The 24,046-nt window shown below is 27.4% G+C and carries 29 protein-coding genes; 28 read left to right on the top strand and 1 reads right to left on the bottom strand.

Translation table 11 applies throughout. From position 1 onward, the window contains the following. Position 1: 1 nt before the first annotated feature. From JWYL7_RS05895 to JWYL7_RS05760, 28 genes are all read left to right on the top strand, one after another. Complete coding sequence (locus tag JWYL7_RS05895; RefSeq protein ID WP_066070332.1) at positions 2-715, top strand: prepilin-type N-terminal cleavage/methylation domain-containing protein; 714 nt, start codon at positions 2-4, stop codon at positions 713-715. A gap of 4 nt (positions 716-719) precedes the next feature. Continuing rightward, positions 720-1,817: a hypothetical protein gene (locus tag JWYL7_RS05890; RefSeq protein WP_066070329.1), complete on the top strand. Its 1,098-nt coding sequence runs from the start codon at positions 720-722 to the stop codon at positions 1,815-1,817. Between the two features lie 39 nt (positions 1,818-1,856). Next, entirely contained in the window at positions 1,857-2,270 is a 414-nt protein-coding gene (locus tag JWYL7_RS05885; protein WP_153011567.1) for a pilus assembly FimT family protein, read from the top strand. Beyond that, positions 2,257-2,757, top strand: a complete 501-nt coding sequence (locus JWYL7_RS05880; protein WP_066070323.1) for a PilW family protein — start codon at positions 2,257-2,259, stop codon at positions 2,755-2,757. Before JWYL7_RS05885 ends, JWYL7_RS05880 begins: the two co-directional genes overlap by 14 nt. Positions 2,758-2,773: 16 nt before the next feature. Then, complete coding sequence (locus JWYL7_RS05875) at positions 2,774-3,286, top strand: shikimate kinase (RefSeq protein WP_066070321.1); 513 nt, start codon at positions 2,774-2,776, stop codon at positions 3,284-3,286. 39 nt (positions 3,287-3,325) lie between these two features. Then, complete coding sequence (gene aroQ / locus JWYL7_RS05870; protein ID WP_066070318.1) at positions 3,326-3,766, top strand: type II 3-dehydroquinate dehydratase; 441 nt, start codon at positions 3,326-3,328, stop codon at positions 3,764-3,766. Positions 3,767-3,768: 2 nt separating this feature from the next. Continuing rightward, the gene (locus JWYL7_RS05865; RefSeq protein WP_072280189.1) at positions 3,769-4,836 is read left to right on the top strand and encodes a M24 family metallopeptidase; all 1,068 of its coding nucleotides are present in this window, start codon (positions 3,769-3,771) and stop codon (positions 4,834-4,836) included. 25 nt (positions 4,837-4,861) lie between these two features. Next, positions 4,862-5,419: an elongation factor P gene (gene efp / locus JWYL7_RS05860; RefSeq protein WP_066070315.1), complete on the top strand. Its 558-nt coding sequence runs from the start codon at positions 4,862-4,864 to the stop codon at positions 5,417-5,419. Positions 5,420-5,566: 147 nt separating this feature from the next. After that, positions 5,567-5,995, top strand: coding sequence for a CD1247 N-terminal domain-containing protein (locus tag JWYL7_RS05855; protein WP_066070313.1), 429 nt, complete (start codon positions 5,567-5,569; stop codon positions 5,993-5,995). A gap of 73 nt (positions 5,996-6,068) precedes the next feature. After that, positions 6,069-6,764 carry a ribonuclease III gene (gene rnc / locus JWYL7_RS05850; protein WP_331721893.1) on the top strand — a complete coding sequence of 232 codons (696 nt, stop codon included), beginning with the start codon at positions 6,069-6,071 and terminating at the stop codon, positions 6,762-6,764. Then, on the top strand, positions 6,761-7,825 hold the full coding sequence (locus JWYL7_RS05845) for an elongator complex protein 3 (protein WP_066070309.1): 1,065 nt from the start codon (positions 6,761-6,763) through the stop codon (positions 7,823-7,825). Before rnc ends, JWYL7_RS05845 begins: the two co-directional genes overlap by 4 nt. 16 nt (positions 7,826-7,841) lie before the next feature. Further along, positions 7,842-11,402: a chromosome segregation protein SMC gene (smc, locus tag JWYL7_RS05840; RefSeq protein WP_066070306.1), complete on the top strand. Its 3,561-nt coding sequence runs from the start codon at positions 7,842-7,844 to the stop codon at positions 11,400-11,402. A gap of 184 nt (positions 11,403-11,586) precedes the next feature. Beyond that, entirely contained in the window at positions 11,587-11,814 is a 228-nt protein-coding gene (locus JWYL7_RS10675) for a helix-turn-helix domain-containing protein (RefSeq protein WP_066070303.1), read from the top strand. Then, positions 11,754-12,506, top strand: a complete 753-nt coding sequence (locus JWYL7_RS05830; RefSeq protein ID WP_072280188.1) for an RNA-guided endonuclease InsQ/TnpB family protein — start codon at positions 11,754-11,756, stop codon at positions 12,504-12,506. Before JWYL7_RS10675 ends, JWYL7_RS05830 begins: the two co-directional genes overlap by 61 nt. Positions 12,507-12,692: 186 nt before the next feature. Continuing rightward, the gene (ftsY, locus tag JWYL7_RS05825) at positions 12,693-13,724 is read left to right on the top strand and encodes a signal recognition particle-docking protein FtsY (RefSeq protein ID WP_072280187.1); all 1,032 of its coding nucleotides are present in this window, start codon (positions 12,693-12,695) and stop codon (positions 13,722-13,724) included. Between the two features lie 117 nt (positions 13,725-13,841). Beyond that, complete coding sequence (gene ylxM / locus JWYL7_RS05820) at positions 13,842-14,183, top strand: YlxM family DNA-binding protein (RefSeq protein WP_416386124.1); 342 nt, start codon at positions 13,842-13,844, stop codon at positions 14,181-14,183. Next, on the top strand, positions 14,180-15,529 hold the full coding sequence (gene ffh, locus JWYL7_RS05815; RefSeq protein ID WP_066070294.1) for a signal recognition particle protein: 1,350 nt from the start codon (positions 14,180-14,182) through the stop codon (positions 15,527-15,529). The genes ylxM and ffh overlap by 4 nt, the downstream gene beginning before the upstream one ends. Before the next feature lie 27 nt (positions 15,530-15,556). Then, positions 15,557-15,829: a 30S ribosomal protein S16 gene (rpsP, locus tag JWYL7_RS05810; protein ID WP_066070291.1), complete on the top strand. Its 273-nt coding sequence runs from the start codon at positions 15,557-15,559 to the stop codon at positions 15,827-15,829. Positions 15,830-15,855: 26 nt separating this feature from the next. Then, entirely contained in the window at positions 15,856-16,083 is a 228-nt protein-coding gene (locus JWYL7_RS05805; protein ID WP_066070288.1) for a KH domain-containing protein, read from the top strand. A gap of 31 nt (positions 16,084-16,114) precedes the next feature. Continuing rightward, the gene (rimM, locus tag JWYL7_RS05800; RefSeq protein WP_331722115.1) at positions 16,115-16,645 is read left to right on the top strand and encodes a ribosome maturation factor RimM; all 531 of its coding nucleotides are present in this window, start codon (positions 16,115-16,117) and stop codon (positions 16,643-16,645) included. Further along, entirely contained in the window at positions 16,645-17,352 is a 708-nt protein-coding gene (trmD, locus tag JWYL7_RS05795) for a tRNA (guanosine(37)-N1)-methyltransferase TrmD (RefSeq protein ID WP_066070281.1), read from the top strand. The genes rimM and trmD overlap by 1 nt, the downstream gene beginning before the upstream one ends. 126 nt (positions 17,353-17,478) lie before the next feature. Continuing rightward, positions 17,479-17,838 carry a 50S ribosomal protein L19 gene (gene rplS / locus JWYL7_RS05790; protein WP_066070278.1) on the top strand — a complete coding sequence of 120 codons (360 nt, stop codon included), beginning with the start codon at positions 17,479-17,481 and terminating at the stop codon, positions 17,836-17,838. 59 nt (positions 17,839-17,897) lie between these two features. Then, positions 17,898-18,812 carry a ribosome biogenesis GTPase YlqF gene (gene ylqF / locus JWYL7_RS05785; protein WP_066070275.1) on the top strand — a complete coding sequence of 305 codons (915 nt, stop codon included), beginning with the start codon at positions 17,898-17,900 and terminating at the stop codon, positions 18,810-18,812. 44 nt (positions 18,813-18,856) lie between these two features. Then, positions 18,857-19,657 carry a ribonuclease HII gene (gene rnhB / locus JWYL7_RS05780; RefSeq protein WP_066070272.1) on the top strand — a complete coding sequence of 267 codons (801 nt, stop codon included), beginning with the start codon at positions 18,857-18,859 and terminating at the stop codon, positions 19,655-19,657. Further along, positions 19,638-20,786, top strand: a complete 1,149-nt coding sequence (locus JWYL7_RS05775) for a coiled-coil domain-containing protein (protein ID WP_066070269.1) — start codon at positions 19,638-19,640, stop codon at positions 20,784-20,786. Before rnhB ends, JWYL7_RS05775 begins: the two co-directional genes overlap by 20 nt. Positions 20,787-20,790: 4 nt before the next feature. Further along, positions 20,791-21,066 (top strand): EscU/YscU/HrcU family type III secretion system export apparatus switch protein, encoded by a 276-nt coding sequence (locus tag JWYL7_RS05770; protein ID WP_083528302.1) that lies wholly within the window; start codon positions 20,791-20,793, stop codon positions 21,064-21,066. After that, complete coding sequence (locus JWYL7_RS05765) at positions 21,050-21,403, top strand: YraN family protein (RefSeq protein ID WP_334292123.1); 354 nt, start codon at positions 21,050-21,052, stop codon at positions 21,401-21,403. The genes JWYL7_RS05770 and JWYL7_RS05765 overlap by 17 nt, the downstream gene beginning before the upstream one ends. 11 nt (positions 21,404-21,414) lie before the next feature. Continuing rightward, the gene (locus JWYL7_RS05760; RefSeq protein ID WP_066070257.1) at positions 21,415-22,470 is read left to right on the top strand and encodes a YifB family Mg chelatase-like AAA ATPase; all 1,056 of its coding nucleotides are present in this window, start codon (positions 21,415-21,417) and stop codon (positions 22,468-22,470) included. A 1-nt stretch (position 22,471) separates the two neighbouring features. Here JWYL7_RS05760 and JWYL7_RS05755 read toward each other — a convergent pair whose 3' ends face one another. Then, positions 22,472-24,046 carry a recombinase family protein gene (locus tag JWYL7_RS05755; protein ID WP_066070254.1) on the bottom strand — a complete coding sequence of 525 codons (1,575 nt, stop codon included), beginning with the start codon at positions 24,044-24,046 and terminating at the stop codon, positions 22,472-22,474.

Raw genomic sequence — 24,046 nt, 5'->3', positions numbered from 1 at the left:
TTTGAAAAAATGTATTTTAGACAACAATGGAATAACTTTAATAGAAGTTATAGTATCTATATCTGTAATTAGTATTAGTTTTTTATCTTTAATGTCGCTATATACGAGTTCTTTTGTATATTCAATAAAGAGCAAGGATAGTTTTAAGGCAAATATAATTGCTAATAACTATATAGAAAACATGAAACATTGTGAATTAGAAACACTGTTAAATAAATATTCTAAAGCAAGTTTTATTGAAGATAACTATGAAATAAATACAAATGTAATATTTTATGAAGATTTTATAGATGAGTATATAGATAATATTTCTTCAGATTTACAGATAAATATAGATGAGTGTATTTTTATAAATAATGTAGAGTATAATCTTGAAAATATAAAGATTATTATAAACAAAGACTTAACGTATGAGATAAAACCTTTAAATATAAATGCAAGCTTAGACAACAAAAATATATATATTCTTCAGAAAAAAGATAGCAACATAACAATAAATATAAAAAACTACAATGAAGATTTAGTAAACGTATACTTAGTACTAGATAATAAAGTGAAAAATGAAATAGTTGTAAATGGATATAACTACTCTTTAACTAAAAATTTTAAAAGTATTGATAACAATAGATTATATAATATGTGCCAATTAAATGTCAGCGTAAGTAAAGATGCAAATGAAATATTAACTCTCAAAGCATATAGAAAAATAAGGTGATTTCGTGAAAAATCAAAAGGGGTATATACTAATTTCTACACTTATAATTTTTTCAGCTATGTTGATAATTGGATTTACAATTTTAGGAATATCTGTTTCTAATTATTATTCAAAGAATTTGAATCTAAAGTCTAAACAATGCTTTTATTTAGCAGAAAGTGGATTAGATTTTGCATATTTAAAAATAAGAAATGAAGTACAAAGTGCAATAGAGTATGCAAAAAATCAAACTGATAATTTTATAGAAAATTATCTAAAGCAAGAATTACTAAATAATAATGAATATATCCAAATAAATATTTTAAATAGTGATATATACTATTTTTTAGATAAAGAAAAAATAGAAAAAGTACTAGCAGATGAGTTTAATAAACATTATAGAGCATATTTCTTGGGAAATAGGAGAAATGAATTTATATCAAACATTAAAACTCTAACAAACGATGATGTACTAGTTCAAATAGAAAATAACTTAGTAGAGTTTAGAGATGGAAAAATAAGATTTACTTTATTATCTAAATATAGTTTAGATGACATACAAAAGGAAATAAGTTCACAAGTACATATAAGTATACCAGAATCATATATGAATTATAAAATAGATACAAGAAAAATAAAGAAAAATTTAATATATGAAAAAGGTATAATTGCTTTTAATCGAATACATCCAACGCGCTTTTTAAGCGAAGATAATATTTTGCAAGGTAATGTTATAAATATTGATGAGTATGTAAATTTAGAAAATAAAGTTAGTATAAGACAAGAAGATGAATGTATCTACATAGGGAAAGAAGATATAATACTAGATGAAAATATTAAAAGTGGAATTATAATAACACAAGGAAACATAACTATAAACACTAATAAGTTTAGCGGGATTTTAATATCTAAAGGCGATATTTATATTCAAAATGATTTTAATTTTATATATGACAATATAAAGAATATACAGTTGATACTAAAATACGATTTGTTTAAATATTTTAGGGAAGATAATTTACAAGAATTTATATTCTTAGAAACAATATCAGCTTCAGATGTATTAGGATATAAAGATGTAGATAGTTTAATAGAGTATAAAAATTGGGTTAGGAGGCGATAAAGTGGATAACAAAGGAATGTGACATTAGTCGAAGTTGTTATGTATATAGGGATATTAAGTATAGTTTTAGCTATACCATTATTTAAAGTTCAAATTAGAAATTACCAAATAGATTCATTTATAAGGCAACTAGCTCATGATATAAGATATGTAAGAGTTAAAAATATGAATTCTGATTATTCAACTTATATTTATTATAAAGATTATGAGGATAATGTAAAGTCTTATGTACTAAGAGAAAAAGGTCAAGATAAAAAAGAAGTTAAACTTCCTAAAAATACTATAATAAGTCATTCTGTTAAACAAATAAAATTTTCTTTATCCGGAGCTTTAACACAACAAGGAGAAACTATTGTAATTACAGATAAAGTTACAAATAAAAAACGTGAGCTAACTATAGTGCCATTTAGCGGAAGAGTTCTTATAAAGGAAGATATATATGATAAAGAATGATGGATTTTTGATAATTGAGCTTGTGATATATTTATTTATAACTAGTATAATCACAGTTTTGCTATTTAATATATTTAAATTTAGCATTAATACATTTAGTAAGACTGAGGCAAATGTAGAAATTCAGCAGCAGGCTCAGTTTTTAAAAGAGCTTATAGAAGATAGGGTACAAAGATCTAAGGGAATTGATAGTATAATAAATGTAAATGGCCAAAGAGTTAATGTAAGAAATTTTAAAAAAGGTCAAATAAGAGAAATAAGGCTTGCTCAAAATGATGGGTTAGTAGGTATATACATAGATAGTAAAAGTAAAAAGATGTTTTTAAGAACAGATATGAATTATAATGGATATGAGATTGGAAATTATGTAAATAAGATGGAAATAGAAAACGTCGAAAATGGAAAAGGTATAACATTTATACTTCAAATTCAGAAAAAAGATGAAATATTTGATTTAGAATTTACATCTTATTTTAGAAATAATTAAAGTAAGGATGATTGAGTTGAATAATATAGTTTTAGTTGGATTTATGGCAGTTGGAAAAAGTACAATAGGAAAAGAATTAAGTGATATTTTAAACAAAATATTTATAGATACGGATGAAGAAGTAGAAAAAATTGAAAAAAACAATATATACAATATATTTAAAGAAAAAGGAGAAAACTATTTTAGAAATTTAGAAACTAAAGTCCTACAAAAGGTCAAAAATCAAAACAATATAGTTTTATCAACAGGAGGGGGAATTGTAGGAAAAGATGAAAATATTACTATCTTAAAACAAATAGGAACAGTAATATGGCTTTGTGCAAACGAAGAAACTATACTAAAAAATTTAAAAAAATCTACAACAAAAAGACCTATATTAGAAACTGAAAATGTAAGAGAAAAGATACATGATTTAATACAAGTAAGATTTGAAAAATATAAAAAAGCGTCAGATATAATAATAACAGTAGACAACAAAACTGTAAAAGAAGTTGTTAGCGATATACTATTCAACTTAAATAAAATGTGATATTATATTTGTAGTAATTTTTTGTATAAGGAGCTTTTTATGGAAAAGATATTGGTTATAAATGGACCAAATTTAAACTTAATAGGTCAAAGGGAACAAGAAATCTATGGAAATTCTAGCATGAAAGATTTAGAACAAATGCTAAAAAAAGAAGCAGAAAGTCTTAATGTATCGATAGACTTTTTTCAAAGCAACCATGAAGGTTATATAATAGACAAGCTTCATAAGTCACAACACACTTATAGCGGAATAATACTAAACCCTGCAGCTTACACTCACTATAGTTATGCTATATATGACGCTATAAGGGCCATAAAAGTTCCAACAGTTGAGGTTCATATATCTAATATACATGCTAGAGAAGAGTTTAGACAAAAAAGTGTAACAGCAAAAGCTTGTATAGGGCAAATAAGTGGATTTGGTCTATATAGTTATGTTTTAGGACTTTATGCTCTTTTAAATCACAGGGGGAGGAAATAAAGGTGGAAAGCAGAATTCAAAAACTAAGAAATGTAATGAAAGATAAGAACTTAGAAGCTGTTATAATATACAAACCTCAAAACAGAAGATATATTTGTGGATTTACAGGATCGAGTGGATATGTTTTAATTACACAAGATAGACAAATATTTTTTACTGATTTTAGATACATACAACAAGCTAAAGATCAGTGCAAAGGATTTGAAATATTAGAAATATCAAAAGCTGAGCCTGTTACAAAATATATAAAAGAAATGAAAATAAGCACACTAGGATTTGAAGATGATTTTATGGATGTTAGTACTTATTTTAATTTCACAAAAGAACTTGAAAATACAAAAATGGTTCAGCTAGAGGGACTAATTTTACAATTAAGAAGTATAAAAGATGAAAATGAGATAAAAACTATATCTAAAGCTGCACAAATAGCAGATAAAGCATTTGAACATATATTAAAATTTATAAAGCCCGGTGTTAGTGAAAAAGAATTAGCGTTAGAGCTTGAATATTTCATGAAAAAGAATGGGGCTTTGGGTTTATCATTTGAACCTATAGTAGCATCAGGAAAAAGATCTTCACTTCCTCATGGCGTTGCTAGTGAAAAGATAATTGAAGAAGGAGATTTCTTGACATTAGATTTTGGTTGTATATATAATGGATATTGTTCAGATATGACTAGAACAGTAGTAGTAGGTCAAGCATCAGATGAGCAAAAGAAAATATATAACATAGTTTTAGAGGCTCAAATTAAGGCTTTAGAAGCTATAAGGCCAGGAATAACTGGACAAGAGTTAGATAAAATAGCTAGAGATTATATAACTGAAAAAGGTTATGGAAGTAACTTTGGACATGGGCTTGGACATGGTTTAGGACTTGAGGTTCATGAACTTCCACATGTTAACTCCCTTGGAAAGAATCCTCTACAGCCAGGAATGATTATAACTGATGAACCTGGAATTTATATACCTGATTTTGGCGGAGTAAGAATAGAGGACTTAATATTAGTTACAGATGATGGCTATAAAGTTTTATCTAATTCCCCTAAGGAATTAATACAGATAAGATACTAATACATATAATAATGGAGGGATATTAATGATTTCAGCAGGAGATTTCAGAAAAGGTGTTACTTTTGAAAAAGATGGAGAACCATGCTTAGTTGTTGACTTTCAACACGTTAAACCTGGAAAAGGAGCAGCTTTTGTAAGAACAAAGTATAAAAACTTAAAAACAGGAGCGATAAGAGAAGAAGCTTTTAACCCAGGAGATAAATTCCCTAAAGCAAATATAGATACAAGACAAATGCAATATCTATATAATGATGGAGAACTATATTACTTTATGGACAATGAAACTTATGATCAAATTCCTCTAAACTATAGCCAAGTAGAAGATGCTATAAAATTCTTAAAAGAAAATGATACTGCAACAATAAGATTCTATCAAGGACAAGCATTCCAAGTTGAGGCTCCAAACTTTGTTGAACTTGAAGTAATAGAAACAGAACCAGGAATCAAAGGAGATACAGCTTCAAATGTTACTAAATCAGCAACAGTAGAAACTGGAGCAGTTGTTCAAGTGCCACTATTTATAAATGTTGGAGATAAAATAAAAATAGATGCTAGAACAGGAGAATATTTATCAAGAGTTTAATTTGTGTTGTTTTGGGTATACTATAGTACGAAAAGTGTTAAATTTAATTAAATTAAATTTAACATGAAGGAATTGTAGTATATAAAGCAGAATAATATATTTAAATTAGGTGTCAAGTGCCTATATAAACAAAGGAGGTATATGCCAATGCAACACTTATATGAAAGAGTAGCATATCTTAAAGGGTTAGCTGAGGGTCTTGGAATTAATGAAGAAAAAAAAGAAGGTAAACTGCTAACTCATATTATCGACGTATTAGAAGATATGGCAGATGCAATTGTAGAATTAGATGAGCAACAACAGGAACTGTCTGAATACATAGAATCAGTAGATGAAGATCTAGCTGATGTTGAAGATGAACTTTACGAAGATGATCTAGATGATGAAGATGTACAATATTTAGAAATAGACTGCCCTACATGTGGCGAAGAAGTTGCAGTAGATGAGGATTTACTATATAATGAAGATGTTGATATAATTTGTCCATCATGCAAAGAGGTAGTAATAGCAAGTCATGACGATTGTTGTGATGAAGATTGTTGTTGTCACGATGATGATTGTGAAGATAAAGAATAACTACCATACATTATAAAAAGTGACTGCTTTTTGCAGTCACTTTTTATAATGTATGGCCTTAGGAGGTAAAATTATGAAAATTTCTATACACAAATTAGAACAACAAATAAACTATACATTTAAGAATAAAAGTTACATAATAGAGGCTTTAACACATAGTTCTTATGCAAATGAAAATAAACGATTTAATGTCAAACATAATGAAAGATTAGAATTTTTGGGAGATTCTGTATTAGGTATAGTAATAAGTCATCATTTATTTGAAGATAGAAAAGAATTGCCTGAAGGAGAATTAACAAAGTTAAGAGCTAATATTGTTTGTGAAGAGTCCTTAAACGAAGTAGCAGTAAGTATAAATTTAGGAGAATACTTGCTATTAGGAAAAGGCGAAGAAGCTACAGGGGGAAGAGAGAGAGTATCAATATTAGCAGATGCATTTGAAGCTGTGATAGGAGCTATTTACTTAGATGGTGGAATAGAAAGTGCAAAAAAATTTATAATGGATACAATGAAAGAAGTTATAGAAGATTCTATAAAAGGAAAAGTATTTAGAGACTATAAAACTCATCTTCAAGAAATGCTTCAAAGCAAAGAAAGTGAAAAAATAGTATATGAAGTATTAAAAGAAACAGGTCCAGATCACAACAAGAAATTTTTAGTTCAAGTTAAACAAGGAGATCAAATTTTAGGAACAGGTGAGGGAAAAACAAAAAAAGAAGCTGAACAAAGAGCTGCAAAACAAGCAATTCAAAGGATTGATATTGTATGACAAGAAAAATAATACCTATATTTGTACCTCATAGAGGATGTCCTCATGATTGTATTTTTTGTAATCAAAAGAAAATAACAGGAGTATCTACTGATATAACTTCAGAAAAAGTAAGAAACATTATAAATGAGTATTTAAAAACTATTAAAAAAGATGCTCATATTGAAATAGCTTTTTTTGGAGGAAGCTTTACAGCTATAGACATAAATATACAAGAAAGCTTGTTATCTGTAGCTAAAGAATATATAGATAAACAAATAGTTAAAGATATAAGGCTTTCTACAAGACCAGATTGTATAGATGAAAACATATTAAATATGTTAAAGAAAAACGGTGTAACTATAATAGAGCTTGGGGTACAGTCTTTAAGTGAAGATGTATTAGATGAAAGTTTAAGAGGACACACTTCAAAAGATGTTATAAAATCATCTCAACTTATAAAACAATGGGGATTTAAACTAGGACTTCAAATGATGGTAGGTCTTCCTAAAGATACACAAGAAAAATGCATATATACAGCAAAAGAATTTATAAAACTAAAACCTGATTTTGTAAGGATATATCCAACTTTGATAGTTAAAGATACAGGTTTAGAAAAGTTATATAAAGAAGGTAGATATACTCCTTTTGATATGGAAAAAACTATAGATATAGTAAAGAAGCTTTTAGTATTGTTTTATACTAATAATATCAATGTGATCCGAGTAGGCCTTCAAACTACAGAAAACATATCTTTAGGAAAAGAAATACTAAATGGTCCTTATCATCCTGCTTTAAGGGAATTAGTAGAATCTAGATTATATAGAGATTATATTGAACACCTCATAAATAGATATGATCTTAAAGATAATATTTTAATTTATACAGACAAAACAAATATCTCAAAAATAATAGGAAATAAAAAAGAAAATGTAATATACATATACGATAAATATAAAATAAAGATTAAAACTAAAGAAGATTTACTCGAAAGCAGCATAAAAATTGAAACTGGCAAAAAGAGTATAACTACAACTTTGAAAAACATATATAAAGATTTATACTATATTTATAACCTTTAAATAGGGGGGATTTTTTTTGTATTTAAAAAAGATAGAAATAAAAGGTTTTAAATCTTTTCCTAACAAAACAGAAATATTATTTGAAAAAGGAATAACCTCTATAGTAGGGCCTAATGGAAGTGGAAAAAGTAATATATCAGATGCAATAAGATGGGCATTAGGAGAGCAAAGTATAAAAAGCTTAAGAGGAGATAAGTTAGAAGATGTAATATTTGCTGGATCAGAAAATAAAAAAGCTATGTCTTTTTGTGAAGTATCTTTAACTATTGATAATACTGAAAAAATACTAGATATAGATTATTCAGAAGTAACTATAAAAAGAGTTGGCTATAAATCAGGGGAAAGTGAATTTTATATAAACAATAAACCTTGTAGATTAAAAGATATAAAAGAATTATTGCTCGATACAGGTATAGGTAAAGAAGGATACTCAATTATAGAACAAGGAAAAATAGATGAAATATTAAGTTCAAACCCTTCTAACAGAAGAAAGATATTTGAAGAAGCAGCTGGTATATCAAAATATAGATATAAAAAAGAAGAGGGAGAAAAAAACTTAAAAATAACAAAGGATAACCTAGATAGAATAACAGATATATATTATGAAATAGAAAAACAAATACAGCCTCTAGAAATTCAAAAAGAAAAAGCAATCAAGTATATAAACTTAAAAGAAGAGTTAAAAGTATTAGAGATAAATAGTTATTTAAATGAAATACAACAAGTAGACGTTCAACTAAAAGAGCTTATAGACCATAAAACAATTTTAAGTGATCAACTATCAGATCTTGAGAGTAAAAAATGTAATGAAGAAGAAAACATATCAAAAACAGAACAAACTCTATTAGATATAGACAGTAAGATAAACGAGCAAAATGAAATTATATATGATACTAAAAGTAAAATAGACAATAAAGCTTCTAAGATCAGCTTGCTTGAAGAAAAAATAAAAAATATTGAATCAAACAAGTCAAGACAAAAAGAAGAACTTAAAGTACTAAATGAAAATATAAAAAGAAACATAGATAATCTTGAGAAAATGAAGCTTAAGGATAAAGATTTAACAAAGACATTAGAGAGGTTAAATGATCAAAAGACAAGCATAGACAACACTATAAAAGAGTATATACAAGACCTTAAAGAAAAAGAAAATAAAATAGAAGAATTTAAGGATAAAATTATATATGTACTAGAAGAAAAGAACAAAAACAATGCTAAATTATCTAGCCTTAAAACTACATTAGAAAATATAAATGAAAGAAGAGAAGATGTAAAAAATGAAATAAAAGATATAAATGAAAAAATTAAAAATTCAACAGCAAAGCTGAGTGAATGTAAGACAAAAGAAAATGAATATAAAGCTAAATTGATACAGCTGAATATTCAAAAAGATAAATACAATAAAGAGTACGAATTAGTAAAAGATAATCTAGAAAATATAAAAGAGAGCATAAATGAAACAAATTTAAAAATAAATGAATATTCTTCAAAATTAAATATATTTTACGAAATGGAAAGACAATATGAGGGCTTTAATAAGGGTGTTAAAGAAGTTCTAAAAAATAAAAACCTAAGTGGAATATTAGGAGCCGTAGCTCAAGTAGTAAAGGTTGAAACAGAATATGAAACAGCAATAGAAATTGCATTAGGATCGTCTTTACAAAATATTATTACACAAGATGAACAAAATGCTAAACAAGCTATAGAGTATTTAAAAAGAAATAACTTAGGAAGAGTTACATTTCTTCCTTTAAGTATCATTAGCTCTAAAAAAATATCAGATAGTGAACTACCTAATATAAATGGAGTGTTGGCAATAGCTAGTGATGTAGTTGAGTATGATTCAAAATTCAAAGGAATTATACAATATTTACTAGGAAGGATAATAATAGCTAAAGATATAGATAGTGCTATCCAAATAGCTAGGGCCATGAATTTTAAATACAAAGTAGTTACTTTAGATGGTCAAGTATTAAATGCAGGAGGATCTTTAACAGGAGGATCAGTAAAACAATCTAGCAATTTATTATCAAGAAAAAGGTTGATAAATGAATTTGAAAATAAAATAAAAGATTTAAAAGAAGAATTAACACTTAAAAAAGATGAAAAAATTAAAAAAGAAAATTATCTAAAGCAAATAGATAACATGATAAATGAAATAGACAAAGATATAAAGGATACAGAAAAGCATATTCTTTTTATAGAATCAGAAATTTATAAGCTAAATGAAGAGTTTTCTAACCTTAAAAATACGCTTTTAAGACTAGAAAAAGAACAAAATGGATTAAAAGAAAATTATACTTATACAAATGAAATGATAAAAGATGTAATTTCTAAAATAGAATATGCTCAAATACAGAGCGAAGATATACAAAGAAAAATAAATGATATAAACAATGAAAAACTTCAAAAAGAAAACCTTTATAAAAGAGATATAAATATATATAATGAATTAAATTTACAGATAGTAAAACTTACAGAAAATATAAAAAGTATTAAAAGCGAAATTAAAAGGTTAGAAGATGAAAAAATAGAAATTGAAAAATCTATAAAAAATAAAGAAAGTGACATTAAATTAAGCGAGGATACAAAGCATAATTTAAGCGAAGAATTAATTTTAATAAAAGTAGAAAAGGAAGAACTACAAGAAAAACTACAAGATATAAATTCTAGACTTAAAAACTATAAATTGCAAAAGGAAAGTATATCTGTTAAATTAAAAAATCACAAAGAGAATGTAAAAGGTTTAGATTCTCAGATACTAGATTTAAAAGATAGTATTTATAAGCTTGATAGCAAAATAAACAAATTAGAGTTAAGTCAAGATAGCTATTTTAATAAGCTTTGGAATGAATATGAAATGGCTTATCACGAAGCTTTAAAAATAAAAAAAGATGATATAATAGCTGATAAAAGAAAAATTGATACCATAAAAAAAGAAATCAAAAACTTAGGAAATGTAAATATAGATTCTATAAAAGAGTATGAAGCTGTAAAACAAAGATATGATCTTTATAAAGAACAGAAAAATGACCTAGAAAGTTCTATTCATTCTATAGAAGCACTTATAAAAGATATGGAACAAAATATGAAAATAGAATTTAAAAAGAACTTTGAAAAACTAAATGAATCTTTCAAAGTAGTATTTAAAAAGCTATTTGGTGGGGGATATGGTGAGTTAAGACTTTTAGATAATAACAACATATTAGAGTCTGACATAGAAATAATAGCTAAGCCACCAGGAAAAAATTTAAAGAATATAAATCTTTTATCTGGTGGAGAAAAAGCACTGACAGCAATAGCTATTTTGTTTTCTATTCTTTTAAACAAGCCAACTCCTTTTTGTATCTTAGATGAGATAGAAGCACCATTAGATGATGCTAATATATATAGATATGCTCAATTTTTAAGAGAGCTATCTACAAAAACTCAATTCGTAACAATAACTCACAGAAGAGGAACTATGGAAGCTTCGGATTATATATATGGTGTGTCTATGCAGGAAAAGGGAATATCTAAATTAATAAGTTTAAAAATTGAACAAGCTCAATCTTTTATAGATGAAGAAGTTATATAGGAGGTGTGCAAACAGTTAAAAAATATTTATAAATTCATACAAAAACCTTATAATTTTTATAATATCATGTTATGATTATTATGAGGTGATGGAAATGAAATATTATAGTATAGGTGAATTTGCTAAGTTGATAGGAAAAACAGAGCAAACAAAGCTAAGAAAATGATTAAGGTGCTGGTAGAAGATGATTAAAACTTACAAAGTTAAGCTTTTACCTAATAATAAACAAAGAACAAAATTATTTGAGTGTGCTTCAGTTGCAAGATGGGCATATAACTTTGCGTTAGCAACACAGCAAGAAAATTATAAAAATGGTGGTAAGTTTTTAGGTGATTGTGAACTTAGAAAAAGATTAACAGAGTTAAAAAACAAAAAGAACACTCATGGCTTAATGACTATTCAAATAATATAACAAAACAAGCTATAAAAGATGCCTGTATTGCATATAAAAATTTCTTTGAAGGTAGAGCAAACTTTCCTAAGTTTAAGTCAAAAAAGAAAAGTAAACCAAGTTTTTATTTAGCTACAATAAGTACAGGACAAAAGTATAAAAACATAAATAAAACAAGTAAAGTTAAAAAACTTGAGAAAAGACAAAAAAAACTACAAAAAAAGCTATCTAAAAAATATGAATTAAACAAAATTCAAACAGAAGGAGGTGAAATCCGTTACAGAAAAACTAACAATATAAAAAAGTTAGAATTCCTTGTTTTGAAAATGAGAAGAAGGCTTAAAAACATAAGGCATAATTATATTCATCAGATAACTACATCTTTGGTGAAAGCCAAGCCAGAATATGTAGTTATGGAAAACTTAAATACTTGCGGGATGCTAAAAAATAGAAAATTATCTAAAGCAATACAAGAGCAGCTATTTTACGAATTTAAAAAACAAATGGAATATAAATGTGCCTTAAATGATATTAAATTTATACTTGCAGATACATTCTATCCTTCATCTAAAACTTGTAGTATATGTGGTGCTTTAAAAAACAAACTTTCTTTATCAGAAAGAACATTTATATGTGATGAATGTGGCTATGAAATAGATAGAGATTTAAATGCAAGTATAAACCTAAAAAATTATGGTAAATCAATAGCATAGCACCTAAAGCTATTATTGATATGTACCGATTCGTTAGTCGGGAATTTAAGCCTTCGGAGTGTTAAATAAACAGGAGTAGATTTTTCGAAACTGGACACGATGAACAAGGAAGGAAACGTAAACTTTTATAAGGTTTGACAAGAACTTTATAAAGTTTTATAAGTTTTCTGTAACGGTATTAATCTTATGATAAAGAAAATATTTGATAAATTTAATAAAAAAGAAAATGTAGAAGATATAAAAGAAGAAGTATTAGAACAAAATGAAAAAAAAAACGATGAAGAAATTACTGATGAAGAAACTAACAAAGTAAACTTATTTCAAAGATTAAAAGAAGGATTGTCAAAGACTAAAAAAGGTATTACAGAAAAAATAGATAATGTCCTTAAAAGTTATGGAAAAATAGATGAAGAATTGTTTGAAGAATTAGAAGAAATACTTATAACATCAGATGTAGGTGTAAACACAACTATGGATATAATAGATAATTTAAGACAAAGGGTAAAATCAAAAAAAATATCAGATCCCCTTATGGTAAAAGAAGAAATAAAAGATATAATTGCTGATATGCTTCAAGGAGAAGAAGAAAAATTAAATATAGACCCATCTCCTGCAATCATACTAGTGGTAGGAGTAAATGGAGTTGGTAAAACTACTACTATAGGTAAACTTGCTAATAAGTTCAAAAAAGAAGGAAAAAGTGTATTATTAGCAGCTGGAGATACTTTTAGAGCAGCTGCAATAGATCAGCTTGAAGTTTGGGCTCAAAGAGTAGGGACAGATATAATAAAACATTCAGAAGGAGCAGATCCAGGAGCTGTAATATATGATGCTATAAATGCTGCAAAATCTAGAAATACAGATATACTTATATGTGATACTGCTGGAAGACTTCACAACAAAAAGAACCTTATGAATGAATTAGGAAAAGTATTTAAAATAGTAGAAAGAGAATATCCAAATGCATCAAAAGAAATATTATTAGTAGTTGATGCAACAACAGGTCAAAATGCAATACAGCAGGCAAAAACATTTAAAGAAGTTGCAAATATTACAGGAATAGCTTTAACTAAATTAGATGGAACAGCTAAAGGAGGAGTTATACTAGCTGTAAAAAATGAACTTAATGTACCAGTTAAACTGATAGGTGTTGGAGAAAAAATGGAAGATCTTCAAGAATTTAATGCAAAAGATTTTGCAAATGCACTATTTGAATAAAAAAGGTTGACAAGATGTATTATATATTATAGAATACTTGTGTAAAGGTTAAAAACTTTACACAAGTATCGATGACTTTTAGGAAGTGATACTTTGGATATAGATAAACTTGTCAAAATGAATATACTAATAGACTTTTACGGAGAGCTTTTAACTGAAAAACAAAAACAAGTTATGCATCTTTACTATAATGAAGATTATTCATTAAGTGAGATAAGTGAGAATCTAAACATATCAAGACAAGCAGTTTATGACAATCTGAAAAGATCAGAAAAAATACTAAAAAGCTACGAGGAGAAATTAAAACTTGTAGAAAAATTTGAAGAAAAAAATGCTTATATTGAACAGATATATACAGGACTTGTTGAAATAGAAAATGAAATTATATCAAAACAATGTAGCGAATGTGTCCCTAAAATTAAAAAAATAAAAGAAATTTGTAGGGAGTTGTTGAAATGATTTTTGAAGGATTATCTGAAAAGCTACAAAATGCTTTAGGAAAATTAAAAGGAAAAGGAAAGTTAACAGAAAAAGATGTTAACGATGCAATGAGGGAAGTAAAACTTGCACTTCTTGAAGCAGACGTTAATTTTAAAGTTGTAAAAGACTTTATAAGCAAAGTTAAAGATAGATGTATAGGTCAGGAAGTTATGGAAAGCTTAACTCCTGCACAGCATGTTATAAAAATAGTAAATGAAGAGCTAACATCATTAATGGGAAGTGTGCAAAGCAAAATTAGTTTTGCATCTAAACCTCCTACAGTAATAATGTTAGTAGGACTGCAAGGGGCAGGTAAAACAACTACATGTGGTAAGTTAGCTTCATACTTAAAAAAACAAGGCAAAAAACCTTTGTTAGTTGCTTGTGATATATATAGACCAGCTGCTATAAAGCAGTTGCATGTAGTAGGATCTAAACTAGGCATACCTGTATTTGATATGGGTGATAAGCAAGATCCAGTTTATATAGCAAATTCAGGTTTAGAGGAAGCATCTAAAAAAGGAAATGATGTAGTAATAATAGATACAGCAGGTAGACTTCATATAGATGAAGATTTAATGGATGAACTTAAAAACGTTAAATCTAAAATAAAACCTCATGAAATACTACTTGTTATAGATGCTATGACAGGTCAAGATGCTGTTAACGTAGCTGAAAGTTTTAATAATGCGTTAGGAATAGATGGAGTAATACTTACAAAACTTGATGGAGATACTAGAGGAGGAGCTGCTCTTTCTGTAAGAGCCGTTACAAATAAACCTATCAAGTTTGTAGGTATGGGAGAAAAACTAGAAGAATTAGAACCGTTCCATCCAGATAGAATGGCATCTAGAATCCTAGGAATGGGAGATGTACTTAGCTTAATAGAAAAAGCCCAAGAGGCAATTGATATCAAAAAAGCTAAGGAAATGGAAGAAAAATTAAAAAGTCAACATTTTACATTCGAGGACTTTTTAGAACAATTAGAACAAGTTAAAAAATTAGGACCTTTAAATGAACTTATAGGAATGATTCCAGGACTATCAAATGCAAAAGAATTAAAAGATGTGGATTTTGATGACAAAGAACTAGTAAAAATACAAGCTATTATACAATCAATGACAAAAAAAGAAAGACAAAATCCTTCTATATTGAATGCAAGTAGAAAAAGAAGGATAGCAAATGGAAGTGGAACTAAGGTCCAAGATGTCAATAGATTATTAAAACAATTCGAACAAACAAGAAAGATGATGAAACAATTTGCAGATATTGAAAAAAGCATGAAAAAGGGAGGAAAATTCAAGTTTCCTTTCTTTGGAAGATAGATAAAAACTTCAGAGGAGGTGAAATAGATGGCAGTTAAAATAAGATTAAGAAGAATGGGTGCTAAGAAAAAGCCTTTTTACAGAATAGTAGTTGCTGACTCTCGTTCTCCAAGAGATGGTAGATTCATCGAAGAAATAGGATACTACAACCCTGTTTCAAATCCAAAAGAGATTAAAATAGATGATGAGAAAGCTGTTAAATGGTTAAATATAGGAGCTCAACCAACAGATACTGTTAAATCTTTATTTAAGAAAAACGGTATAATGGAAAAATTTGATGCTTCTAAAAAGGCTGAATAATCGTCCTTTTTCAGGAGGTGAGGGTTATGAGAGAGTTGGTAGAAAAAATAGCCAAATCTCTAGTTGACAACCCAGATGAAGTCATAGTTTCTCAAACAGAAGAGGACGATACACTAGTTATAAAGCTTAGTGTAGCACCTTCTGATATGGGGAAAATCATAGGTAAGCAGGGTAGAATAGCTAAAGCTATTAGAATTTTAGTAAAAACTGCTGCTATGAAAGAAAATAAAAAAGTTATAGTGGAAATAATATAAACAAAAGGATTAGGTTATGGCCTAATCCTTTTTGTATAAAACAAAAGTAGGTGATCTTATGCAAAAGTATTTTAAGGTAGGCCAGATAGTAAATACTCAAGGACTAAAAGGAGAAATGAGAGTATATCCACTAACTGATTATAAAGAAAGGTTTGAAGAAATACAGTGGGTATATATAGGAGATGACTTACAAACAAAATATTTTATAGAAAAAGTAAGATATAAAAATAACTTAGCAATAATTAAACTAAAAGGGATTGACAATATAAATGAAGTAGAAAAGCTAAGAAATAAATATCTAGTAATTCCAAGAGAAAATGCAAGAGAGCTTGAAGAAGACGCTTATTTTATAGCTGATTTAATAGGACTTAATGCATATACAGTAGATGGAAAATATTTAGGAGTATTAGAAGATGTAATGCAACCAGGAGCAAATGATGTTTATGTTATAAAAAGTGAAGATGGAAAAGAATATTTAATACCTGCAGTAAAACAGTTTGTTCCTGAAATAAATATAAATGAGAGAAAAATTATTATAGATCCAATAGAGGGAATGATATAATGAGATTTCACGTAATGACACTATTTCCAAGTATATTTGATGCTTATCTAAATGAAAGCATGATGAAAAAAGCCATAGAAAATAAAAAAATAAGTGTTGATATTTATAATATAAGAGATTTTTCTAAAAATAAGCATAAAAAAGTAGATGATTATCCATTTGGAGGGGGAGCGGGTATGGTTATGACTCCTCAGCCTATATATGATACATATGATCACATAGTAAAAAAAAATAATCTAAAAAATCCTAAAGTTGTATACTTAACTCCAAAAGGAAAAGTATTTAATCAAACAATAGCCAACTCGTTATCAAAAGAGGAAGATATAATACTACTATGTGGACATTACGAAGGTATAGATCAAAGAATAATTGATCTTATAGTAACAGATGAAATCTCTATTGGAGATTATGTTCTTACAGGAGGAGAGCTTCCAGCTCTTATACTAATTGATTGTATATCAAGACTAATACCAGGAGTTTTAGGAAAAGAAGAGTCATTTATGGAAGAATCATTTAAAGATAACCTTTTAGAGTATCCTCAATATACAAGACCTAGAGAATTCATGGGAATGAAAGTGCCAGATGTTTTACTATCAGGAAATCACAAACTTATAGATGAGTGGAGAAAGAATAAGTCTATACAAATAACTTCTGAAAGAAGACCTGATTTGATGAAAAAAGTAATAAAAAATGACAAAAACAAGTAATAAAATATCTACAAAGTATTGCAAATTTAAACCTTAAGTGATATAATTTACAATGTTGAAAAAATACGGACGTTCCTCTGTTATTATAAAATATTCAAGAACGTCTATGATCAGGAGGAGTTAGATATGGATATAATAAGAGCTATTGAAAATGAACAATTAAGAAATGATTTACCAGACTTTGGACCAGGAGATACTGTAAGAGTACACCTAAAAGTAAAAGAAGGAAAAAGAGAAAGAATTCAGGTTTTCGAAGGTGTAGTACTAAAAAGACAAGGTGGAGGAGCTAGAGAAACTTTCACTGTAAGAAAAATATCTTTCGGAGTTGGAGTAGAAAAAATATTACCTGTACACTCTCCAAAAATCGAGAAAATAGAAGTAACAAGAAGAGGAAAAGTTAGAAGAGCTAAACTTAACTATCTACGTGATAGAGTTGGTAAAAAAGCTAAAGTTAAAGAAGCTATGCTTCCTAGAGAAGTTAAATAGTTTAAAAATATTTGGGGCTGCTGGGCAGTCCCTTTTTAGTATGTAAGGATGTGGTTAGTATGAAAAAATATAATAAAAACAAAGAAACTGATCAAAAGATTCAAAATGAGGATAGAATGCATATAAACTGGTTTCCAGGTCATATGAAAAAAACAAGAGACCTATTAAAAGAAAATTTAAAGTTAGTAGATGTAGTTGTAGAACTTTTAGATAGTAGAATACCATATAGCAGTAAAAATCCAGAAATAGATAAAATTATTCAATCAAAACCAAGAGTAGTAGTTTTGAATAAAGCAGATTTAGCAGACGCTAATAAACTAAAACTTTGGGTTAAATATTACAAAGACCTTAATACAAAGGCTATCTGCGTAAATACACTTACAGGAGAAGGAATAAACGAGTTAATAGAAGAATGTAAAAATGTCACAAAAGAAAAAATGGAAGCACTAATAAAAAAGGGAAGAAAAGAAAGACCTATAAGAATGATGATAGTTGGAATTCCTAATGTAGGAAAATCATCTATAATAAACAGATTAACAGGAAGAAAAAGTGCTCAAACAGGAGATAGGCCGGGAATAACTAAAGGAAAACAATGGGTAAGACTAAAGGGAAATCTAGAACTTCTAGATACTCCTGGAATCTTATGGCCAAAATTTGAAGATGAACGCGTTGCATTAAACCTAGCTTTCACAAGAGCAATAAAAGATGAAATACTAGACATAGAAACACTTGCGCTTAAACTTATTGAAAAGTTAAGTGACATAGCTCCTGACAAATTAGTAGAAAGATACAAAATAGAACTAGGACAAACCCCTCTTGAAACTATGGAAAACATAGGAAGAAAAAGAGGATGCATCATATCTAAAAACGAATTAGATTATACTAGAATAGCAAACATAGTCCTAAATGAATTCAGAGAAGGAAAAATAGGAAATATAACGCTTGAAGTTCCATCAGATATAGAGAAAGAGTAATTCTTTCTCTTTTTTTTCAAAATTGATAAAGTTGGAGGAAAAATATGATAGAAAATATGAGTGTAAAACAAATAAATGAAATAGTAAGTAATTTAGAAATTAACGAGTACTTAAAATACATAGATATACTTAAAAATGACAAAAGAGCATCAGTGCAAAAGATAGCACTAAAACTTAGTAAAAAATTAGATGATATAAGAAAAGAAGAAATAAGACTTCAAAATATGAAGATATTTGAAAATGAAGCGTATAAAAGAGGATTTAGATATATTGGTGGGATAGATGAAGCTGGAAGAGGCCCTCTAGCAGGACCTGTAGTTGCAGCTGTAGTAGTATTAAGTGAAGATACAATAATAAAAGGAATAAACGACTCAAAGAAATTAAGCCTAAAAAAAAGACAAGAACTATTCGATATAATAAAAGAAAAGGCTATAGACTATGGAATAGGGATTGTAGACAATAACGAGATAGATAAATTAAATATTCTAAATGCAACATATGAGGCTATGAAAAAAGCTTTATTCAATTTAAAAAATACACCTGATTATTTACTTATAGATGCTCTCACCATACCAAACATAAATATACCTCAAAAACCTATAATAGAAGGTGATAGAAAATCTATTTCAATATCAGCAGCAAGTATACTTGCTAAAGTAACAAGAGATAAGATCATGGAAGAATATGACAAATTATATCCGCAGTATAAATTTGCAAAACATAAAGGATATGGAACAAAAGAGCATTATGAAGCCATAAAAATATATGGAATAACACCTATACACAGAAAAACATTTTTAAAATCTATATTAAATGGTGAGTTAGATGAAAATCACAAATTATAATTTAATTTTAGAGAATATAAAATCAGAAATTATCGATATAAAAAGTGAAAAAAGAGATGATAGTACAATAAATAAAAATCAAATAAAGGAAGATATAACCCTAAAAATAGAACAAACTATAAAAGAGCTTAATATTCCAAATACATCTGAAAACAAGCAAATTATAAAGGAAATGATAGAACAAGAAATAACAGTAAACAATGAAAATTTCAAAATAATAAAAGAAAACTTATCTTCATATAAAGCATTATTAAACTTTACAGAAAAAGAAGTAGAAATATTAAATCAAAACATAGAAAACATACAAGATAAAGAAATAAGGGAGTTATTAAAAGATATATATATAAACAAAAACGGCAAAAATCTACTAACTATATTATCAGATATAAAAGATATGGATTTAGACCAAACAGATTTTATATTTTTGTTTAAAAACAACCTAAAGCTAAACTACAACAACATAAAAAACATGGATGAATTTTTTAAAAAAGGCGATAATCTAGAAAAGATATTAGATAAATTATATAAAATTGTATCATCAAAAGAAGGCAATGCTAAGGTAGAACTAAACACAATTATAAAAAAAATCACAACAGATATATCTAAAAATGCAAATTTAAACTTAGAAAAAATAAAACACGAGTTAAATACATTAACGAAAAAAATATCAGATAGCAAAAATACATATACAAATTTAAACAAAGATTTAGAAAATATAAATGAAAAGTTAAATTTTTTAAACAAATTAACCAATGAATCTATGTATTTTCAAGTTCCATTTACATATAACGACTATAAAAATTTAGCTCAGATAATAATAAAACATAAACAAAATAAAAGTAAAAAAGTCAAAGATGATATAAGTATATTTGTATCATTAAATACCTATAATCTAGGTAAAGTAGAAACTTTAATATTTTATAAAAAGCATAAATTAGAAATATTATTTTTATCAGAACACAATAATGTCATAGATATATTTAAAGCTAACGAAACTAGTCTAATAAAAAGCATAAACTCAATTGGGATAAAGAATATAGATATAAGATATAAGGTTAAAACATCTAAACAAGATGATTTAGATATATTTAGAAAAACAAACTATACAAGTTTTGATGCATGGGTGTGATTTTATGAAAAAAAAGAAATTAGCAGCAGCTTTAAAGTACGATATAAATAAAGATAACGCTCCTAAAGTTATAGCAAAGGGAAAGGGGTTAGTAGCAGAAAATATAATAAAAACTGCAAAAGAAAATAATATAACTATATATGAAGATGATCAGTTAGCAAAAAAGCTACAAACTCTACAAATACAGGAAGAAATACCAGTAGAACTATATGAAGCAGTAGCTAATATATTAGCATTTATATCGAAAATAGATACAAAGAAGGGTGAAAGGATTGAATAATGTTCAAAAGGGTAAATTAGGAGAAAAAATAGCAAATAAGTATCTTTTAAGTAAAGGATTTAAAATACTAGATAAAAACTATAAAACAAGATATGGAGAAATAGACTTAATAGCTCAAAAAAAAGAAAAAATAACATTTGTAGAAGTAAAACTTAGAAGCAATCTAAATTATGGATATCCTTGCGAAGCTGTAAATTTTAAAAAACAAAATAAAATAAGGAATGTAGCAACTGAATACATAAATAAAAACAAACTAGAAAACTTAGAATACAGTTTTGATGTTATTGAAGTTTACTTAAAAGATAAAAAGATAAATCATATAAAAAACGCTTTTTAGGAGATGATATTTTGTTTTTTAAAGTAAGTAGTGCAGGAATATTGGGAATAGATGGATTTATTGTAGATGTAGAAGTAGATTTAAGTAGAGGAATACCAGCATTTAATATAGTAGGTCTTCCAGATACATCTATAAAAGAAGCCAAAGAAAGAATAAGGTCAGCTATACAAAATAGTGGATATGAATTTGTAAATAAAAGAATAGTAATAAATTTATCTCCAGCAGATATAAGAAAAGAAGGATCGCACTTTGATCTTGCAATGGCAGTTGGAATACTTAGTAATCAATATATAAATAATATAGATTCTTTAAAAGATACATTATTTTTAGGAGAGTTATCTTTAGATGGAAAGTTAAAAAAAGTAAATGGAATTTTACCTATAATAATAAAGGCAAAGAAAAGAAACTATAAAAGAGTCATATTGCCAACGGATAATTTAATAGAAGCATCTTTTATAGAAGAAATAGATATTTATGGTTTTGATTTTTTAGATGAGGTAGTTAAGTTTTTAAATAAAGAACTAGATAAAAATCCATACAAGCAAGATAAAAAAATACATACATCAAATATTGAAAATCTAGATATGTCAGATATAAAGGGAAACTACTTAGCTAAAAGAGCAATAGAAATAGCCTGTGCTGGAGGACATAACATATTAATGATAGGCCCTCCTGGGTCAGGAAAAACTATGATAGCTAAAAGAATACAAACAATACTTCCAGACTTATCTTTAGATGATGCAATAGAGATTAGTAAGATATACAGTGCAGCAGGACTTATAGATAAAAATGAAGGAATAATAAATAAAAGACCATTCAGATCACCACATCATACTACTACCAAGACAGCCTTGATAGGTGGTGGAGCTGATGCAAGACCAGGAGAAGTTGTTTTAGCACATAAAGGAGTATTGTTTTTAGACGAACTATTAGAATTTGACAAGAAGATATTAGAAACATTAAGACAACCAATAGAAGATAAATATGTAACTATTTCAAGAGTAAAGATGAACTTAAAATATCCATCAGATTTTCTATTAGTTGCCGCCATGAATCCCTGTCCGTGAGTTAAACAGTACAATCAAAATTATATTCTATTTTGATATTTATCTTAGCTTTTCCGTTTTCATCAAATATAGTATTTACTTTTATAGTACCTACTAATGTTTCTATTATTTCTCTTTTAAGCTCGAATGTAACTTCGTTAGTTTCAAGCTTATACTTCATATCAGACAAAAATTCTCTTATTTTGTCTGTGTTTTTATTTTTGGATCTAACATTTAATATTTCCTTTTCTAACTCTAATAACCTTTCTTGAAGTTGTATTTTGTCTTTGTTTATATTTTCAAATTGTTTTTCCACGTCTAAAGAAGTTATTATATTTTTTCTAAACAAATTTAAGATAGATTCTTTTTCTGTTTCTATATTGTCTAATCTACTCTTTATTATATCTATTTCACTTTCTAAGTTATTTAATGTATATATATTATTATTATTATTAGATGTATCAAGAAAATTTAAAACTTTGCCTGGATTATTTATAAAATTTACAACATCTTCCCACACAACTTTATTTAAAAAATCACTTCGTATATTTTTAGCTTTACATCTGCCATAGCCAGGTCCTTTATATTTTGTTTTGCCAGTGCAAATGTAGTATTCATGTTTAGTACTAAAACTGCCATGATAGGTGCTATTACATAATTCACACCTTATTAGACCTCTTAACAAGTAATTTCTTTTAGAATTTTTCATAGATAAAATTTGATTGTTTTTTAAAACTTCTTGGCATTTATCCCATAGATCTTCCGATACTATAGCTGGGACTTTTCTTTCGATTACATCTCTTTGTTTTTTAGATCTTTTACCGTAATAATGCACTCCTTTATAAGTGGTATTTTTAATCATTCTACCTATGTTGTTAGGAAGCCATACTCCAGCTGTATTAGCTTTTCTTTTACCTTTTAAAATTTGCCTGTCATCTTTTTGATAATGAGTAGGTATTTTAAGTGAATTAAGATAATCAGCAACTTTCATTGTAGAATATTTTTTATTGCCTACAAGATCAAATATAAGCTGAACAACTTCCTTTTCAGACATCTCTAAATCTCCGATACGCTCATCATTTACAACTAAATAACCTTGGCTATCTACTATATATCCATACGGAACTATACCACCAAGCCATTTTCCTTCTCTAGCAGCTCTATTAGCCCCATGCCACATCCTTTCAAGTATTGTTTCTCTTTCTAGATCGGCAACTCCTGCTAGCATAGTAATCATAAATCTACCACTTGGATTACTTGTATCAAATGGTTCAGTCATACTTTTGATTTGCACTCCTAATTGTTCAAGTTGATAAATAGAATTTAGTGTAACACGAGCAGATCTTCCTAATCTATCGAGCTTATATATAAGTAGAGTATCAAATTTTTTATTTATAGCATCTTCTATAAGTTGTATTCCTACAGGTCTTTCATGAAGTGGAATAGTCCCAGAAACTCCATCTTCTTTATATATTTTATATAAATTCAATTGATGTAGATCAACATATTTCATAGCAAATTCAATTTGACTTTCGATAGTGCCACGTTCTGCTTGATCTTCTGAACTAACTCTACAATATACTGCAACATTATTCAT

Source organism: Alkalithermobacter thermoalcaliphilus JW-YL-7 = DSM 7308 (assembly GCA_001584565.1).
GTDB classification, from domain to species: Bacteria; Bacillota; Clostridia; order Peptostreptococcales; family Peptostreptococcaceae; genus Alkalithermobacter; species Alkalithermobacter thermoalcaliphilus.
The sequence above is the reverse complement of the archived record's forward strand: the minus strand, read 5'-3'. Positions and strand labels throughout refer to the sequence as shown.

Bases quoted from the DNA above. Each gene is read 5' to 3' on its own strand.
- JWYL7_RS05755 (WP_066070254.1), bottom strand. From the start codon at position 24,046: ATGAATAATGTTGCAGTATATTGTAGAGTTAGTTCAGAAGATCAAGCA.
- JWYL7_RS10675 (WP_066070303.1), top strand. From the start codon at position 11,587: ATGATTAAAACTTACAAAGTTAAGCTTTTACCTAATAATAAACAAAGA.
- JWYL7_RS05855 (WP_066070313.1), top strand. From the start codon at position 5,567: ATGCAACACTTATATGAAAGAGTAGCATATCTTAAAGGGTTAGCTGAG.
- rnc (WP_331721893.1), top strand. From the start codon at position 6,069: ATGAAAATTTCTATACACAAATTAGAACAACAAATAAACTATACATTT.
- rplS (WP_066070278.1), top strand. From the start codon at position 17,479: ATGGATATAATAAGAGCTATTGAAAATGAACAATTAAGAAATGATTTA.
- JWYL7_RS05845 (WP_066070309.1), top strand. From the start codon at position 6,761: ATGACAAGAAAAATAATACCTATATTTGTACCTCATAGAGGATGTCCT.
- JWYL7_RS05775 (WP_066070269.1), top strand. From the start codon at position 19,638: ATGAAAATCACAAATTATAATTTAATTTTAGAGAATATAAAATCAGAA.
- ftsY (WP_072280187.1), top strand. From the start codon at position 12,693: ATGATAAAGAAAATATTTGATAAATTTAATAAAAAAGAAAATGTAGAA.
- JWYL7_RS05805 (WP_066070288.1), top strand. From the start codon at position 15,856: ATGAGAGAGTTGGTAGAAAAAATAGCCAAATCTCTAGTTGACAACCCA.
- efp (WP_066070315.1), top strand. From the start codon at position 4,862: ATGATTTCAGCAGGAGATTTCAGAAAAGGTGTTACTTTTGAAAAAGAT.
- rpsP (WP_066070291.1), top strand. From the start codon at position 15,557: ATGGCAGTTAAAATAAGATTAAGAAGAATGGGTGCTAAGAAAAAGCCT.
- ylqF (WP_066070275.1), top strand. From the start codon at position 17,898: ATGAAAAAATATAATAAAAACAAAGAAACTGATCAAAAGATTCAAAAT.
- ffh (WP_066070294.1), top strand. From the start codon at position 14,180: ATGATTTTTGAAGGATTATCTGAAAAGCTACAAAATGCTTTAGGAAAA.
- rnhB (WP_066070272.1), top strand. From the start codon at position 18,857: ATGATAGAAAATATGAGTGTAAAACAAATAAATGAAATAGTAAGTAAT.
- trmD (WP_066070281.1), top strand. From the start codon at position 16,645: ATGAGATTTCACGTAATGACACTATTTCCAAGTATATTTGATGCTTAT.
- aroQ (WP_066070318.1), top strand. From the start codon at position 3,326: ATGGAAAAGATATTGGTTATAAATGGACCAAATTTAAACTTAATAGGT.
- JWYL7_RS05880 (WP_066070323.1), top strand. From the start codon at position 2,257: ATGATAAAGAATGATGGATTTTTGATAATTGAGCTTGTGATATATTTA.
- ylxM (WP_416386124.1), top strand. From the start codon at position 13,842: ATGAATATACTAATAGACTTTTACGGAGAGCTTTTAACTGAAAAACAA.
- JWYL7_RS05770 (WP_083528302.1), top strand. From the start codon at position 20,791: ATGAAAAAAAAGAAATTAGCAGCAGCTTTAAAGTACGATATAAATAAA.
- JWYL7_RS05885 (WP_153011567.1), top strand. From the start codon at position 1,857: ATGTATATAGGGATATTAAGTATAGTTTTAGCTATACCATTATTTAAA.